The sequence below is a fragment of the Prochlorococcus marinus CUG1415 genome (assembly GCF_017696015.1).
Taxonomy (GTDB): Bacteria; Cyanobacteriota; Cyanobacteriia; order PCC-6307; family Cyanobiaceae; genus Prochlorococcus_A; species Prochlorococcus_A marinus_AE.
On sequence record NZ_JAAORL010000001.1, the window covers coordinates 866,640 to 884,340 of the forward strand.

Annotated in this window: 13 protein-coding genes; 9 read left to right on the top strand and 4 right to left on the bottom strand. The window is 28.9% G+C overall.

Features of this window, described 5'->3' with window-relative positions; translation table 11 throughout:
* Positions 1 to 2: 2 nt before the first annotated feature.
* The 3 genes from uvrC (at position 3) to HA143_RS04940 (ending at position 3,256) form a co-directional block, all read left to right on the top strand.
* On the top strand, positions 3 to 1,961 hold the full coding sequence (gene uvrC, locus HA143_RS04930) for an excinuclease ABC subunit UvrC (protein ID WP_209083676.1): 1,959 nt from the start codon (positions 3 to 5) through the stop codon (positions 1,959 to 1,961).
* An 88-nt stretch (positions 1,962 to 2,049) separates the two neighbouring features.
* The gene (gene hemJ / locus HA143_RS04935; protein WP_209083678.1) at positions 2,050 to 2,616 is read left to right on the top strand and encodes a protoporphyrinogen oxidase HemJ; all 567 of its coding nucleotides are present in this window, start codon (positions 2,050 to 2,052) and stop codon (positions 2,614 to 2,616) included.
* A complete protein-coding gene (locus HA143_RS04940) occupies positions 2,609 to 3,256 on the top strand; it encodes a PHP domain-containing protein (RefSeq protein ID WP_209083680.1) in 648 nt (215 codons plus the stop codon). The genes hemJ and HA143_RS04940 overlap by 8 nt, the downstream gene beginning before the upstream one ends.
* 1 nt (position 3,257) lies before the next feature.
* Here the strand turns inward: HA143_RS04940 and cobN are convergent, their stop codons facing one another.
* On the bottom strand, positions 3,258 to 6,995 hold the full coding sequence (gene cobN, locus HA143_RS04945; RefSeq protein ID WP_209083682.1) for a cobaltochelatase subunit CobN: 3,738 nt from the start codon (positions 6,993 to 6,995) through the stop codon (positions 3,258 to 3,260).
* 72 nt (positions 6,996 to 7,067) lie between these two features.
* Between cobN and HA143_RS04950 the strand changes: the two genes are divergently transcribed.
* Positions 7,068 to 7,982 carry a branched-chain amino acid transaminase gene (locus tag HA143_RS04950; protein ID WP_209083685.1) on the top strand — a complete coding sequence of 305 codons (915 nt, stop codon included), beginning with the start codon at positions 7,068 to 7,070 and terminating at the stop codon, positions 7,980 to 7,982.
* Positions 7,983 to 8,000: 18 nt separating this feature from the next.
* Entirely contained in the window at positions 8,001 to 11,567 is a 3,567-nt protein-coding gene (gene metH, locus HA143_RS04955) for a methionine synthase (protein WP_209083687.1), read from the top strand.
* Positions 11,568 to 11,576: 9 nt separating this feature from the next.
* Here the strand turns inward: metH and HA143_RS04960 are convergent, their stop codons facing one another.
* Positions 11,577 to 11,795, bottom strand: coding sequence for a hypothetical protein (locus tag HA143_RS04960; protein WP_209083689.1), 219 nt, complete (start codon positions 11,793 to 11,795; stop codon positions 11,577 to 11,579).
* A 101-nt stretch (positions 11,796 to 11,896) separates the two neighbouring features.
* On the opposite strand from HA143_RS04960, the gene HA143_RS04965 reads away from it, so the two are divergent.
* On the top strand, positions 11,897 to 12,280 hold the full coding sequence (locus HA143_RS04965; protein ID WP_209083691.1) for a DUF2237 family protein: 384 nt from the start codon (positions 11,897 to 11,899) through the stop codon (positions 12,278 to 12,280).
* Between the two features lie 48 nt (positions 12,281 to 12,328).
* Complete coding sequence (locus HA143_RS04970) at positions 12,329 to 13,159, top strand: DUF4922 domain-containing protein (protein ID WP_209083693.1); 831 nt, start codon at positions 12,329 to 12,331, stop codon at positions 13,157 to 13,159.
* A 1,207-nt stretch (positions 13,160 to 14,366) separates the two neighbouring features.
* On the opposite strand, the gene HA143_RS04980 is transcribed toward HA143_RS04970, so the two are convergent.
* Together HA143_RS04980 and pheT are read right to left on the bottom strand one after the other, a co-directional pair.
* The gene (locus tag HA143_RS04980) at positions 14,367 to 14,615 is read right to left on the bottom strand and encodes a hypothetical protein (RefSeq protein ID WP_209083697.1); all 249 of its coding nucleotides are present in this window, start codon (positions 14,613 to 14,615) and stop codon (positions 14,367 to 14,369) included.
* A 105-nt stretch (positions 14,616 to 14,720) separates the two neighbouring features.
* A complete protein-coding gene (gene pheT, locus HA143_RS04985) occupies positions 14,721 to 17,165 on the bottom strand; it encodes a phenylalanine--tRNA ligase subunit beta (protein WP_209083705.1) in 2,445 nt (814 codons plus the stop codon).
* Positions 17,166 to 17,266: 101 nt separating this feature from the next.
* Between pheT and rpmG the strand changes: the two genes are divergently transcribed.
* Together rpmG and rpsR are read left to right on the top strand one after the other, a co-directional pair.
* Positions 17,267 to 17,461, top strand: coding sequence for a 50S ribosomal protein L33 (rpmG, locus tag HA143_RS04990; protein WP_002805540.1), 195 nt, complete (start codon positions 17,267 to 17,269; stop codon positions 17,459 to 17,461).
* A 12-nt stretch (positions 17,462 to 17,473) separates the two neighbouring features.
* On the top strand, positions 17,474 to 17,695 hold the full coding sequence (gene rpsR, locus HA143_RS04995; RefSeq protein WP_002806014.1) for a 30S ribosomal protein S18: 222 nt from the start codon (positions 17,474 to 17,476) through the stop codon (positions 17,693 to 17,695).
* Positions 17,696 to 17,701 lie beyond the last annotated feature (6 nt).

The window sequence follows — 17,701 nt, forward strand, 5'->3', positions numbered from 1 at the left end:
AAATGAGTAATTCCTCTATCGAAAAAATAAATAACAAATATAATTTTAAAATTGAATATAAATTAATTAATAATAAGGAGTTATTAAAATCAAGATTATCCGAAATTCCAAAGTCATCTGGTTGTTATCTTTTTAAAGATATTGATAATAACTTACTTTATATCGGTAAATCTAAAAAACTACGCAGTAGAGTAAGTAGTTATTTCAATAATTATTCAGATTTAACTCCTCGATTAAGTTTGATGGTTCGTCAAATAACTGAAATAGAAATAATAGTCACAGATAGCGAATATGAAGCATTAAATTTAGAGTCAAATTTAATTAAAACAAACAAACCATATTTTAATATTCTTTTAAAGGATGATAAGAAATATCCATATCTTTGTATAACTTGGAGTGAAAAATATCCTAGAATATTTATTACAAGAAGAAGAAGAAATAGAAATAATTTAGATAGATATTATGGACCTTATGTTGATGTCGGATTATTAAGGAGAACATTATTTACGATAAAAAAAATATTTCCACTTAGACAAAGACCAAGGCCAGTCTATAAAGATAGAACTTGTTTGAATTATTCAATAGGACGATGTCCAGGTGTTTGCCAAGAAGTTATATCATCTGACGATTATAAAAAAATAATGAAACAAGTATCTATGATATTTCAGGGAAGAAATGATGACTTAGAACTATTTTTACAAAAAAAAATGCTGCAATTTTCAAATGATTTAGATTATGAGAATGCAGCAAAAATAAGGGACCAAATTTCAGGTTTAAAATTACTAACTGAATCACAAAAAATATCAATACCAGATTCTTCAATTAATAGAGATATATTTGGAATAGTTTCAGAAAAAAATGTAGCTAGTATACAAATTTTCCAAATGAGATCTGGTAAGCTCATTGGGAGAATTGGCTATAGTCAAAAATTAAATAATGAAGATGAAAATCTTATTTTACAAAAGATATTAGAAGAGCATTATATGAATGTTGAACCTGTAGAAATACCATCAGAAATTCTTATTCAATATAACCTTCCAAAACAAGCAACCATAGAGGATTGGTTAACGGAGCTAAGAAAAAAGAAAGTAAAAATCCTAATCCCAAAAAGAAATAAAAAACATGAAACTGTAGAAATGGTTTTAAAAAATGCGAAATTGGAATTAGATAGAATATTAAATGGGATACAAGATAATGAATCATCAATTGAGGATCTTGCCCAAATCCTTGAATTAAGCGAACAACCTAAAAGAATTGAAGGTTATGATATAAGCCATATTCAAGGTAGTGACCCTGTAGCATCACAAGTCGTTTTTATTGATGGGATTCCTTCTAAACAGCATTATAGGAAATATAAAATTAAAGATCCAAACGTTTTTATAGGACATAGTGATGATTTTGCTTCGATATATGAAGTAATACATAGAAGGTTTAAAAAATGGTCAAGCTTTAAAAAAAGCGGAGGGGATTTTTCAATATTAAATGATAAAACGAATAGTAAATTAGACAATGAACTTCTATCAGATTGGCCTGATTTAATAATGATTGATGGAGGAAAAGGACAGTTAAATGCAGCTATTAAAGCATTAAAAGAATTAAATCTTGAGGAAGAAGTAACTATATGTTCATTGGCAAAAAAAAATGAAGAAATATTTATTCCAGGATTTACTAAGTCTCTTGATACTGATGAAAATCAAAAAGGAGTTCTTCTATTAAGAAGAGTAAGAGATGAAGCACATAGATTTGCATTATCTTTTCATAGAGACAAAAGATCTAAAAGAATGAATAGATCTCAATTGTCCCAAATCAGTGGATTAGGACCATCAAGAATAAGAGAATTGCTTGAGCATTTTAAATCAATAGACGCGATAAGAATAGCTAGTAAAGAGGATTTATCAAAAGTTAAAGGACTTGGAAAAAATTCAGTAAATGATATATATGAATATTTTAACGAGTTATAAATATTAATTAATTTTTGAAAAATAGATTTCTTGATATTGTTAAATATAACTATATTAAAAATATATATTTTTAAATTAATCTAGTAATTTGGCAGCTGAAGCATATCTCTGGTTTAAATCACTTCACATTATTGGTGTAATCGTTTGGTTTGCGGGACTTTTTTATTTAGTAAGACTTTTTATATATCATGAAGAATCTAAAAATATGGATAATGAATTAAAAATTGCCTTTAATAAACAATACACCTTGATGGAAAAAAGGCTGGCGAATATAATCACAACACCTGGGATGATATTAGCCTTAAGTATGGCTATTTGCATGGTTATTATGCAACCAAGTTGGTTAAGTGAGAAGTGGTTGCAAATTAAAATTTCTTTTGTTTTGGGATTAGTAATTTATCATTCTTTTTGTTATAAAATAATGTATTCATTGCAAAATGATACTTCAACAATTTCAGCAAAAAACCTTAGATTATTAAATGAATTGCCTACTTTATTATTATTTATAATTGTACTTTTAGTTATTTTTAAAAATAATTTTCCAACTAGTGTTGCTACATGGAGCGTAGTTGGACTAATTATTTTCATGTTGGCTTCAATACAATTATATGCAAAGATTAGAAAGAAAAATGAGAATTCATTAAGTAATGAATAGGGAAGACTTAGTAAAATTAACTTCCAATATTAATAAAAATAGTTGTCCTAAAAATATTAATTTTCACTGTCATACAAAATTTAGTGATGGAAGTTTAGATCCATATGAACTTTTAGAACAAGCTTATAAAAATAACTTGAAATTTTTATCCATAACCGATCATCATACAATTAAAGCTCATGAGTATATAAAAAAAAATAATATACTCAAAAATTATCCTAAAGATTCTTTTACATTAATTTCGGGAATAGAAATTAATTGTTTGATTTTAGGATGTTTAGTACATGTAATTGGATTGGGAATAGATATAAAAAGTAAATACCTAAATCCCTACATCCTTGGAGAATCTCCAATAGGTAATGATTTAAATATTAAATCAGTCATAAAAGCAATAAATTTAGCTGGTGGTTTATCATTTCTTGCTCATCCAGCGAGATACAGGATTCCCTTTTATAAATTAATTCCAGAGGCCAAAATACAAGGTATTGATGGAATAGAGGTTTGGTACGATTATGAACTTAATGAAGTATGGAATCCTAGTTTATTTGTATGTTCAGAAATAGATAAATTAGCAGATAAATATTCAATGCTAAAAACATGCGGAACAGATAGTCATGGACTTTCGCTATTAGGTAGATAATTCAGAATTCGTTTTTTTCAATTTTTGAATCAGTATTAATAATTATGTTCTTTAAATTTTCAATGACATCTGATGAACAATTATTCCACATTTTTCTATTGACAATTTCAAGAAATCTTTGTGCAATATCTCTTAAAGCCCATGGATTATTCTCTAGAAAGAAATTCCTAAGATCCAGATCACATAACCATGATTTATAAACTTCCTCATAACACCAATCTGAGACTACTTCTGTAGAAGCATCAAAAGCATATAAGTAATCTAGTGTAGCTGAAAATTCAAACGCTCCTTTATAACCATTATCCTTCATTCCATTTATCCATTTAGGGTTAAGTATCCTTGATATAACAACTTTATTAATTTCATCCTGTAATTTTGAAATCTTGGATAATCCAAATTTTGATAAATCACCATGATACATTTCAGGAAATTTACCGCTCAATTTTTTTACTGCTGAAGATAATCCACCCTGAAACTGATAATAATCGTCAGAATCTAAAATATCATGTTCCTTATTATCTTGGTTATGAACAACTAACTGCACATTTTTAAGTGCATTTTCTAATGATTTTTTATCCTCTATAGGTTCAAGATTATCACTGTAAATCCACTTACTCCAATTAAGAAAAGATTCTCCAAAATCATCAATATTTTCCCAATTAGAATTAGAAATTAGTTCTTGCAGACCAGCTCCATATGAACCTGGCGCTGATCCAAATATACGATTAATTGAATCACCATCCCTTGATGCCCCAGCAAGAGGGTTAAATTTATCATCCTCATTAAGATTAGAAACAAGATTTATTGCTTTAGAAGTTAATTTAACTAACTGTGGAAATGCATCTCTAAACATTCCCGAAATCCTTAAAGTAACATCAACCCTTGGTCTTTCGAGAACAGATAAAGGAATGATTTCTAGATCAACTACTCTTCTTGAAGGCCCATCCCAAATAGGCTGTACTCCTAATAAATATAGTATTTGACAAATGTCTTCACCACCATTTCTCATTGTGGATGTTGCCCATACAGATATTGCTATATTTTTTAAATCTTCTCCATTATCTTGTTTGTATAAATCAAGTATTTGTGAAGCAGACTGACAACCAACACTCCATGCTGATTCAGTTGGCAGTCCTCTCGAATCAATTGAAAAGAAATTTTTACCAGTGGGTAAAGTTTCAGTTTTACCTCTCGTAGGAGCTCCAGATGGACCGCTTTTTACATATTGTCCCTTTAATGAATTAATAAATGATAATTTCTCATTATATGAAGAATTAATGATTGGAATTAGAATCTCTTTTTTTAATAATAAAAAATACTTATTGTGTTTTTTTTCATTAAAGAAATAGTCTATTATTTTCTGATTTTTATATTTTTCTAGATTTTTTATATTGGTATTCTTTTTGTAAAAAAACAAATATATTAAATACTTTGCTTGTTGTTCCAAAAAATCAATAGCCATTCTAAAGTTTAAAATATTTTTGTTGGAAAAAGTCAATAATATTTTTTTATCATTTTCACTTAACATTTGATCATATTGATTTGTCCAAGGATTAAAATCTAGTTTTAAATGTTTTGCTATATATTGAATAACACCAATTCGGTTCGTATTTGGTACTCTAGCAATACACAAGAATAAATTTATTTCATTAATGTCAGTCTGCCTATTGCCAAAAATATGCAAACCTGTCCTAATTTGAGATTCTTTAATTTTGCAAAGAAAGGAATCAATTTCTTCTATTTGATTATTTTTATTCTTTAAAGTAATTTCGCTAAAATCTTTTTTTATTAATTCAAAAATCGAATTTTCTATTATTTCAATCCGATTAGAATTTAATAATTTTGCTTCAAAATATTCGTCTAAATAATTTTCTAATATTGAATATTTTCCATATAATTCTGACCTATCCAAAGGAGGGGTTAAATGATCAATAATTGTTGCAGCAGTTCTTCTTTTAGCTTGGGATCCTTCTCCAGGATCATTTACGATAAAGGGATATATGTTTGGTATTGCGGGACAAATAATATTTGGAAAACATTTATTGCTGAGACCTATAGATTTACCAGGTAACCATTCAACAGTCCCATGTTTACCAATATGACACATAGCATTTGCATTAAAAACTTTTTCAATCCAAAAATATTGTGCTAAATATCTATGGGGAGGTGGAAGATCGGGAGAATGAATATCTCTATCAGTGAAAGCGTCATAACCTCGTTGAGGTTGAATCAATAATGTTATTTTTCCAAATCTAATACCATTTATTGAGAAACCTTTATTATCTAAATCGATCGCATCAGATGGCTTACCCCAACGACTAACAATAATATTTTGGGGATCAATTTCTAAATAATTCCAATATTTTAAATATTCACTAAGTGGTAAGTAATCTAATGGTTTATTATTTTGAGATTCAATATCATTAGTTCTAGTTTTTATAAGCATTGACATTAATTCCGAAGAATCTTGAGGATAATTACAAGATCCAAGGTCATAACCTTCTTCTTTTAACCAATTAAGAATATTTATTATTGAAGATGGTGTATTTAGACCAACGCCATTACCGATTCTTCCGTTCTTTACTGGATAATTACTTATTACTAAACAAATTCTTTTATCAAAATTATTAAGATTCTGAAGTTTCACATAATTTGATGCAAATTTTGAAATCCATTTAATACCAACTTGATCAGCTTTATAACTAGTTATTTCAGTGTAAAGTGTATTTTTTTTTGAAATTATTTCTTTAAATGCTGAAGGACAGGTAGTAATTCTTCCATCAAATTCTGGAATAATTATTTGCATTAATAAATCAGAGGAATTCATTCCAATGGATGAATTTAACCAATTTTTTCTTGATTTATTAGAAGAAAGAAGCTGTAAAATTGGGATATTAAGAGAAGTAAAAATATTTGTTGAACTTTCAATTAAATCATTATTTTTGATTTGAGATGAAGAAAATGAAGTTGTGGTAATTATTAGTTTAATATCTTGTTTTTTAAAAATGTCTATTAATTTCTCTTGAATAATATGATCTTTTAGTGTTGAAATAAAAAATGTTTTAGGGGATAGTCCGCATTTTCTTAACTGCAAGTTAAGTTTTTCGTTTACTTCAATTTCATTAGCCAAAAAAAGTGACTTATAGGATATTATTCCTATCTTTTCACCTTTTTCAATTTTCCAATCATACAAATAAGGATCTGCATAACAAGTAATATTCAAAAACTTATCAGGGATTAATGCTTCATCTAACTGCAGATAATTTAAACAATTAAGAAATTGTCTATAATTATCCAGACCTCCAGATCTTAGTAATTTAGAAATATTTAATGCAATATCATTATCTATACTACTTATTTCACATAAGGAAAATTCCTGGTCAAAGGTTCCTGATAGGATTACTAGCTTTCTTTCTTTGTTAACTGATTGCCAGTTTAAAAGTTGTTCAATTCCATAGTTCCATGTACCTTTATCTCCAAATAATCGAACTACGACAACTTTTGCATAATTAATCGTTTTTAATAGATAGTTATCTATTTGAGCTGATGAATTTAAATTAGAAATTTCTAAAGCTCTTAGATTATTTTTTAATGAAGCAAATTCTTTTTCTAACAATAAGATTGATATTAGATTTAAATCTGCTTTGACACTAGTTATAAAAATAAAATCAGCTACTGGTTGCTCAATTAAATCATCCTTATTCTTTTCATTTCCTGCTATATTTAATATCCTGTGCATTTTTATATATAAATAAGGTTTAGAATAAGTAAGTAGGATAAAACAAGTTTACCTTAATTAATTAAATTGAATATGCATGAATTTCTTCCATACGCCTGGTTCGAAGGTAAATGTATTCCATTTAAAGAAGCAAAAATATCAATAGCTACTCATGCACTACATTACGGTACTGCTGCATTTGGGGGAATGCGAGCGATACCTAACCCTACAAATAAAGAAGAATTCCTTTTGTTTAGAACTGAAAAACACATAAAAAGATTATCTCAAAGTGCAAAATTACTATTAACTGATATTTCTGAAGAATATATGTTTAAAGCCTTAGAAGAAGTTATAAAAAGAAACAAGCCAGAAAAACCTATTTATATAAGACCATTTGTATATACAAGCGATTTAGGTATAGCTCCAAGGTTACACAATATTGAAACAAATTTCTTTATTTATTGTATTGAACTAGGAGATTATCTATCACCAGAGGGTGTTTCTTGTAGAATGAGTAGTTGGACTAGACAAGAAGATAGATCTCTCCCCTTGCGAGGAAAAATAAGTGGAGCATATATTACTAGTTCATTAGCTAAAACAGAAGCTAGTTTATCGGGTTTTGATGAAGCCTTGCTATTAAATTCAAATGGTAAGGTAAGCGAAGCTAGTGGTATGAATTTATTTATTGTAAGAAATGGAGACTTAATCACTCCTGGTGTTGATCAAGATATCCTTGAGGGGATTACTAGAGCTAGTGTAATTGAATTAGCAAAATCATTTGGAATAAATGTAATTGAAAGGCCTGTTGATAAAACAGAATTATTAATAGCAGATGAAGTTTTTCTAACTGGTACTGCAGCAAAAATTACACCAGTTAAAAAAATTGAATCAACTGAATTAAATGTTAAAAGACCAATAATGAATAAATTAAAAAGTAAGCTTATAGAAATAACAGAAGGTCGTTCTCAAGACTATGATAATTGGGTAACAAGAATTTCACTACAATAAATTGATTTTTACCTAACAATGGAATCTTTCAGAGCCTATCTAAATAGAGATGAAAAACCATTAATTATTTTTGACGGAGGTACTGGAACATCTTTTCAGAACTTAAATCTTACTTCAGATGACTTTGGAGGAAAAGAATTAGAGGGATGTAATGAAAACCTTGTTTTATCATCGCCAAAGGTGGTTGAAAAGGTTCATAATTCATTTTTAGAAGCAGGTTGTCATATTATAGAAACTAATACATTTGGAGCCTCATCAATAGTTCTTGATGAATATGATATTGCAGATAAGGCTTATGAGATAAATAAAAATGCGGCATTATTAGCAAAAAAAGCTGCCACCAAATACTCATCAGTTGATAAACCAAGGTTTGTTGCCGGTTCAATTGGACCAACAACTAAATTACCCACCTTAGGACATATAGATTTTGATGAATTAAAGCAATCATATAAAGAACAAATTTATGGTCTTATAGATGGAGGAGTTGATCTTCTTTTGATTGAAACTTGTCAGGATGTTTTACAAATTAAATCTGCCTTATTAGCATCAAAAGAAATTCTTGAAAGTAAAAATATAGATATACCTTTAATGGTATCTATAACAATGGAAACAACAGGTACTATGCTTGTTGGATCTGATATTGCATCTGCACTAACAATATTAGAGCCGTTTAATATAGATATCCTTGGACTTAATTGTGCAACTGGTCCAGAGCAAATGAAAGAACATATTAAATATTTGTCTGAAAATTCTCCCTTCGCTATAAGCTGTATTCCCAATGCAGGTCTTCCAGAAAATATTGGTGGTGTAGCTCACTACAGATTAACGCCAATAGAATTAAAGATGCAGTTAATGAATTTTATATATGACTTTAATATTCAATTAATAGGTGGATGTTGTGGGACAACACCTGAACATATAAAATATCTTTCTTCAATAATCGATGAAATTATCGATAATGAAAGAACTAACAACAATGGTAAAAATAAATCGTGCGGTTTTATTCCTTCTGCATCATCAATATATAATTCTGTGCCATACAAACAAGACAACTCAATTTTGATAGTAGGAGAAAGATTAAATGCAAGTGGATCTAAAAAGGTAAGAGAGTTATTAAATAACGACGATTGGGATGGCTTAGTTGCAATTGCGAAGAAACAACAAAAAGAAAATGCACACGTTCTTGATGTAAATGTCGATTATGTGGGAAGAGACGGAGTGAAAGATATGAAAGAAATAACTTCAAGACTAGTTACCAATATAAATTTACCATTAATGATCGACTCTACAGATGCTGACAAAATGGAAAGTGGATTAAAGTCAGCGGGCGGTAAATGTATTATAAATTCCACCAATTACGAAGACGGTGATGAAAGGTTTGATCAAGTTCTTAATTTGGCCTTAGGTTATGGTTCAGGGCTTGTTGTAGGAACTATTGATGAAGATGGAATGGCTAGGAATTCAGATAAAAAATATAACATTGTTAAAAGAGCGATTAATAGAACCAGAGAATGTGGTTTATCAGATTATGAGCTCTTTTTTGATCCATTAGCACTACCAATATCAACTGGGATAGAAGAAGATAGATTAAATGCCAAAGAGACAATTAGTGCTATCTCTAAAATTCGTGAAAATTTTCCAGAAATACATATTATATTAGGGATTTCGAACATAAGTTTTGGTCTATCACCATTATCTAGAATTAATTTAAATTCAATATTTTTAGATGAGTGCATTAATGCAGGATTGGATTCTGCTATCATCGCCCCAAATAAAATTTTGCCATTATCAAAAATTCCCGAAGAAACTAAAAAGCTTTGCTTGGATTTGATATATGACAAAAGAGAATTTAAAGATGATATTTGTACTTATGATCCATTAGTGGAACTAACAAAGGCTTTTCAAGATTTATCTATTCAGGATTTCAAAAAAGCATCTTCGGAAAATAAAAATTTAACTCTGGAAGAAAGTTTAAAAAATCATATTATTGATGGAGAAAAAATTGGTTTAGAGGATCAATTAAATAAAGCGTTAAAAAAATATAAACCTCTTGAAATAATAAATACATTTTTACTAGATGGGATGAAAGTTGTAGGCGATTTATTTGGCTCGGGTCAAATGCAATTGCCATTCGTACTACAATCTGCTGAAACAATGAAATTTGCTGTTTCAATTTTAGAACCATATATGGAAACTGTAGATGAAAATAGATCTAATGGAAAACTCTTAATTGCCACTGTCAAAGGCGATGTTCATGATATTGGAAAAAATTTGGTTGATATAATACTTACAAATAACGGTTATGACGTAATAAATCTTGGAATAAAGCAAGATGTCTCTGCAATTATAGATGCACAAAAGAAGCACAATGCAGATTGCATCGCTATGAGCGGATTACTTGTAAAGTCAACTGCATTTATGAAAGATAATTTAGAGGCTTTTAACAATGAAGATATTAGTGTACCTGTCATATTAGGAGGCGCAGCGTTAACGCCAAAATTTGTAAATGAAGACTGCAGCAAAATATATAAAGGAAAAATATTGTACGGAAAAGATGCATTCACTGATCTAAAATTTATGAATGAATATATGGATAATAAAAAAAAGGGAAACTGGTCAAATACAAAGGGATTTATTAATAATGAGGGTATAGATATTAATTTAGCTTCATCAAAAACCAACTCTGAAGTGGTTAATAAATCAAAGTCCATAAGCAATGAGACTTATAAATTAAATTTAAAAGAAAATTTTATAAGATCTAAATTTATAAATGAAGAAGAACCCATTAAACCTCCTTTTTTGGGAACGAAAGTCATAAATGATGTCAATATAGATTTGAATAAGTTAATTTTTTATTTAGATAAAAAAGCTCTATTTAGTGGTCAATGGCAAATAAAAAAAGGGAAAAACCAAAGCGTAGAAGAATACAATAACTATTTGGATTCATATGCTAATCCATTGTTAGATAAATGGTTAGAGACAATTGTAGATAAAAAACTTATTTCACCCAAAGCAGTTTATGGATATTTCAGATGTGGTAGAAAAGATAATAGTATTTTTTTATTTGATGATAAATCATTAAATAAAATTTCCCAATTCAATTTTCCAAGACAAAAATCTGGCAATAATCTTTGCATAGCTGATTTCTATTGTGATTTAAAAAATGATAAACCAATAGATATATTTCCTATGCAGGCAGTAACAATGGGTGAAATTGCTAGTGAATATTCTCAAAAATTATTTAAAGAAGATAAATATAGCGATTATTTATTATTCCATGGACTTACAGTGCAATTAGCAGAAGCTCTGGCTGAGTATATTCATGCATTAATTCGTATTGAATGTGGGTTTAGAATTGAAGAGCCAGACAAAAATAGAGAAATACTTGCTCAAAAATATAGAGGAGCTAGATTTTCATTTGGATATCCTGCATGTCCAAAAGTATCTGATTCAAACATACAATTATCATTATTGGATGCAAAAAGAATTAACTTGACCATGGATGAATCTGAACAACTTCATCCAGAACAAAGTACTACAGCTATCATTTCACTACACTCAAAAGCTAAATATTTCAGCGCTTAAGCTAAATCTTTAGTTGTTTTCTAGATATTCAATAATTTCTTGCTGAAGTTCTTCCATTGTTTCATTATCACCCAGATCAAGTCCCTCACCTGCTGCATCTTGCGTTAATTCAAGATAGTATGAAGCACCATCACTAGATAAAAATTCTAATGCGGAAGTTTCTTCACTATCTTTAAAAGCATCATAAAGAGCTTTAAATGCTATGTTTTCAGTAAAGTCCCAATCCATAATGAAAAAAACCTTATTAGAATTATTACCTCCTCACCCCCCATACTCGTCAACCTTTTTTTAAGAAATGTTGGTGTTTTATTATTATTTAAAAAAAATCTATGACTATGAATAATCAAATTCAATTGAATGTCTTAGCAGAAAAAATTGAGCTTTGTAATTGTGCACCTATGACAGGCTGGTTCAGAGATGGATTTTGCAACTATGACAAAAATGATGGTGGGAATCATTCTATATGTTGTGTAATGGATGATAATTTCCTGAAATATAGTAAATCACAAGGTAATGATTTAATAACTCCCATGCCTATTTATTCGTTTCCAGGACTAAAGGATGGAGATCATTGGTGTATTTGTCTTGATAGGTGGAAGCAAGCATTATTAGACGGACTAGCACCAAAAGTAATATTAGAATCAACAAATATTATAGTCTTAGAATCAGTACCTCTAAAAAAATTGAAAGAATATCAATTTAATAAAAAGTAATTACAAATTTATTATTTTTTTTAGAATGATTATGATAACTTTTTTTAAATGAGTTTAGAAATATTTTGGGAAAAAGCATTAGAACAAACTCGATTATCAATTGATGATGAATCATTATATCCACTCAAAACTGATATTATTACAAGCGATTTATATGAAAAAGATGACTTCATAATTAGAAAGCTTGATACTTCAAAATTTAATAAAAAAAAACTTTACGGTCCTAAGCAGAATCCATTTAGTCCATGGGAAAAGATACTAGAAATCGACAAAATTGATAATAATCATCAATTAATATTAAATAAGTACCCTGTACAAAAAGGGCATATTTTACTAATAACAAATAGTTGGCAACCTCAAAATGGATGGATAGATATTAATGATTGGAATGCGATCAAAAAAGTTAATAAAGATACTAGTGGATTATGGTTTTTTAACAGTTCTCCTATTGCAGGAGCAAGTCAACCTCACAGGCATTTTCAACTTCTACGTAGATCTAAAGATGAGATATCTTGCCCAAGAGAAAAGTGGTTTTTAGAAATGAAATTAGTTAAAGATTGTGATAGTAAGCTTAAAAAGAATATTATCGTATCCAAATTTAACTTTTTAGAAAATTCATCATCTCTTTTAGAATTGTATTTAGAATTATGTAAGAAATTAGGACTTGGGGACCCTATTAAGGATAGAAAACCGAGATATCCATACAATCTTTTAATAACTAATAAATGGATTGCAATTATAAAAAGAAGTAATGATAATATCCATGGATTCAGTATTAACGGTTTAGGGTTCGCAGGGTATTTACTAGTAACTGAAAAATCGGATATTAATTATTTAAAAAAATTTGGCCCAGAAAAACTTTTAGAATGTTTTGTTTGAATACTAATTAATAACTTCAGGTTCTTTATCTCTGCTTATTTGGCTTTCTAGAACTTCTATAGAAGCTGTTACAGAAGCAATCTTACGTTCAAGAGAATCTTTAATATAATTGAGCATTTCTAATTTCTTATGTTGATAAAAGCTCTTTTTTTCTTTTGATGACTTGAAATAACAATTAAGCATTTTATTATTATTATAAAAAGATAATTAATTAAATTGGGGCATTGAGATAAGTAGGTTTAGAATTAAAGATAATATTCAATATAGACTTTCAATTGATTTTGAATAAAATTAAATAAATTCCTTATTATTTAAGAATAAGATTATTGAATATACCTAAAGATTCAAATACTAAATGAATTTCAATAGATTTACCTGAAGGAATAATTTCTAGGTTTGATCAATTACGATAATAGTGGGGTTATAGAGCTATAGGAGCTGTAAGAAAAGTTATTAACAGAACTTATTCAAGAAGATGATTTTCTACCTAATAGCCAACAGCTAGAAATAGACTTTAGCGAGAAAAAGAATAATAATGTAAATTTAAAAATTGATGAAAATACTGCATTGCTATTAATTAAATCAGACGTTAAAAAAAGAAGTTAATGAAATATCTTTAAAATAAAATAGTTTCAAATAACGATCAATATAGAGAAAAAGCTAATTTAAACATAAGCCTTAGAGACGCATCCAAATGCGGAAGATGTTCAACAGATCAAATGAGGATGATAAATGAAGAATATCAATTCATAAAAAAACTATGGAGGAGATAGTATACTAATTCTCATATAAGACTAAATACAGGTCTACTTATTAGTCTAATATAAGATTAATGTTACTTATTAAATTGCAGGCCTTCATCCATTTATTTATTAGTCCAAATTTAAATAAACATTTATTTTGAATAAAAAGAAATTAAAATAGAATTTACCGTGTCGAGTTATAAGAAATTTATCTGTATAGCAATTCTTACATGAGACTAACTATTAGTCTAATACCTAGTCTTAAAATAGAGAAATAAGATAAATAAATCAATTGATTTACTTAGTACATTTTTATTTGAAAACTTCTGTAAACATGAAATTTTATTTAAATTGATTAATAAATCAATGAATCATGTCCTCTCTATGTCCAGAGAATAAAGGATGACTATAAATCACTGCTATAAAAGAGTTTTATATCTATTAGTACTGTCTTATAGACAGTACTACTTGGATTGAAGCTTTTGAATGGCAGTTTGCTTATCAATACTAGGAACATCACTTAATCCGTTAACATCAAACCAAGAAGCAGTAGCCCAATCAAATCCTTCCCCAAAAGTATTATCGGGAGCAGTTATATACCAATGGCATGATGCATCAGGTACATCAATAGAGCATTTCGACCAATCATCTGCCCACTGAGGGACTTGTACCCAAAGAACAGAAGATAGCAATAGAGACAAAAAATTGATCATGAGTCATATAATACAACATTAATCAGTTTTACAGGATTATTGCTTATCTTATATAAGAATTATGATTAGACTCATTAATAGTCTCAAATAAGACTATCAGTATAGTTAATTCCTCAGCTTTGTATTAAAACTATTTTCAACTTTAGAAATAATGCTTGAGTGTATTGAATTAATATCTGAGTCCAGTAATGTTTTATTTTTATCTCTATAAGATAATCTAAATGTATAGCTTATATAATCCTCCCCAAGTTTAATATCTTTAAAAACATCTATTAAATATACATCCTCTAAAAGATTTTTTCCTGTTTTTCTTATTTCTGAAGTTATATCGCTAATTAAAAATTCCTTACTGAAAACAAAATTAATATCCCTTTCCATTTTCGGAACAATTGGGTATTGCTTAAATATTGGAATCCATTTATTTTTTCTTGTACTAGCTCCCAAGAGGTTAGCTACATTAATGCTAAATAAATAAACTTTTTTTAATGACTTCTTTTCTAGTATTAATTTTGGATGAATTTCTCCAAAATAACCTGCATCTTTACCCTCAATAATTAATTTTGCTGTTCTTCCTGGATGTAGAAAATCAAATGAGTCAGTAGGTTTATCGTCAATTTTTATATTCAAACATGCTAAGGCTTCCTTTAACTTTCCTCTAGCCTGATAATAATTAAGATCATTATCCTTATCCGAATTTACCCATTTTCCAAATTTTCTATTGCCATAAATTGCACCATTCAGTACTTCTTCTTGAATGGACTCAGTATTCTTATGAAAAACATTTCCAATTTCAAATATATAACAACTTGTTTGTCCAGCTTTTATATTCCGGTTTACAATCTCCAAATGTTCTTTCCAGATATTATTTCTTAGGCAGCTAGTTTCTAATAACAAAGGATTAGAAATCTTTATAAGTGTTTCTTTATCTTCTGGAACTAGAGAGTAGCTAAGTACTTCATTAAAACCATTTTCTGTAAACCCATTTTTTACTTTTCTCAATGCCAACTGTTCTGATGACAATTTCCCAGGCTTAATTGGATTAGGAAGGTTCAAGTCGAATCTGTCATAGCCTATTAATCTCGCAATTTCTTCAATTAAATCTATTTCTCTGATTAAATCTTGTGATCTATTAGGAATTACTGCTACATCCCAGCCATATTCTTTATTCTTTAAAGTACAACCTATGAGTGTTAATTTATCAACTATTTCAGTATCAGATAAATTTCTTTTTTCAAATTGATCGTTAATGATTAATGGACCAAGAATTTTATGTATTCGATTTCTACGTAATTTAATAAAAATTTCCTCATCATTTGTTAAATTCGAAGTATTTATCATTGGTAAATTAATAGAAAAATATTCTTCTAGAAGATTAATAGCTCTAGTAACTGCAGTTATTGTATTTTTTGATGAAATCCCTTTTTCATATCTACTGCTAGATTCTGTTCTAATGCCAACCGCCTTTGAAGATTTTCTTATAGTAACTGGATTAAAAACAGCGCCTTCAAGGTAAATAGAAGAGGTAGTATTGGTTACAGAAGTCTCTAACCCACCTATCACCCCAGCAATAGCAACAGGTTTATCACAACAAGTAATTACTGTAATATTTTCATTTAATTCATAGTTTTTACCATCTAAACATACAAGGCTTTCATTATCCTTGGCTTTTCGCACAGAGAAGTCTTCAGGAGAAACATCCTTTCCAATTAAATTAGATAGTTTTTCTTTATCAAACGCATGCAAAGGTTGTCCTTGCTCTAAAAGAATATAGTTTGTTAAATCCACTATAAGATTAATCGATTTTATACCTGATTTTTCTATACGGTCTTTAAGCCATTTTGGCGATAATTTATCTCCATTTACTCCATCAATGCAGCTTATTGTATAAATGCAATTAGATTTTATAGCCTCTGGGCAAAGTTTAATTCCCTTAAGTAAATGAATATTGTATTTATGGTTTAATTCTGGAAAATTGAATGTGGATTCTAAAAGGGCAGAAATTTCACGGGCTATACCTATAACCGACATTCCGTCAGGTCTATTAGCTGTAATGGCTAAATCATATATAAAATCATTTAACTGAAGCAATTCAGCCCCTGGAGTGCCAAGTTCATGTTTCAAGGCTAAATCTTCATCAATGATCTCTATCCCTTCGCTAGAGTCTTCTAATCCTAATTCCTGCAGAGAGCATATCATTCCTTCACTCATGACACCTCTAATTTCACTTCTTTTAATAGTTAAATCAACTGCATTTAATTTCGCACCGACAGTAGCAACATAAACATAAATATTTGGTTTAATATTTCGCGCACCACAGATAATTTGTAAATTCTTTGAAGTACCAATATCGACTTGGCAAATTGAGAGTTTGTCAGATCCTTCGTGTTTTAAAACAGATAAAACCTTACCTAAAACAACACCATTTACATTTTCTGAACAATCTTCTAATGATTCAACCTCAAATCCACCAATAGACAATTTCTCAGAGAGATCTTCAGGAGTAGAAGTAATTTCTACTAAATTTTTTAACCAATTTTGAGAAACTTTCATATATATTTTTTAATCAATGATGATAAAAGAAATGAGTATATCTTCAAAAAAGTTTGTTGAAGATGTACAATAGAAAATTATACAATAAAGTATTAATTAAAATGGCCAAAAAAGGGACAAGAGTTGTAGTGACCTTGGAATGTACTGAAGCCAGGACAAGCACAGATCCTAAGAGATCAAATGGTGTCTCAAGATATACTACTGAAAAGAATCGTAGAAATACTACTGAAAGATTAGAACTAAAAAAGTTTAATCCTCATTTAAACAGAATGACAATTCATAAAGAAATAAAGTAATCAAATCAAATCATGCCTAATTCAATTTTTAAAAAACAATTATCACCTATCAAACCTGGAGATCCTATTGACTATAAGGATGTAGAACTCCTAAAAAAATTCATAACTGAGAGGGGTAAAATTTTACCAAGAAGGATGACTGGATTAACCTCAAAGCAACAAAGAGATCTTACATTAGCTGTAAAAAGAGCCAGAATTGTAGCTCTTTTACCCTTCGTAAATCCTGAAGGCTAATTTCAT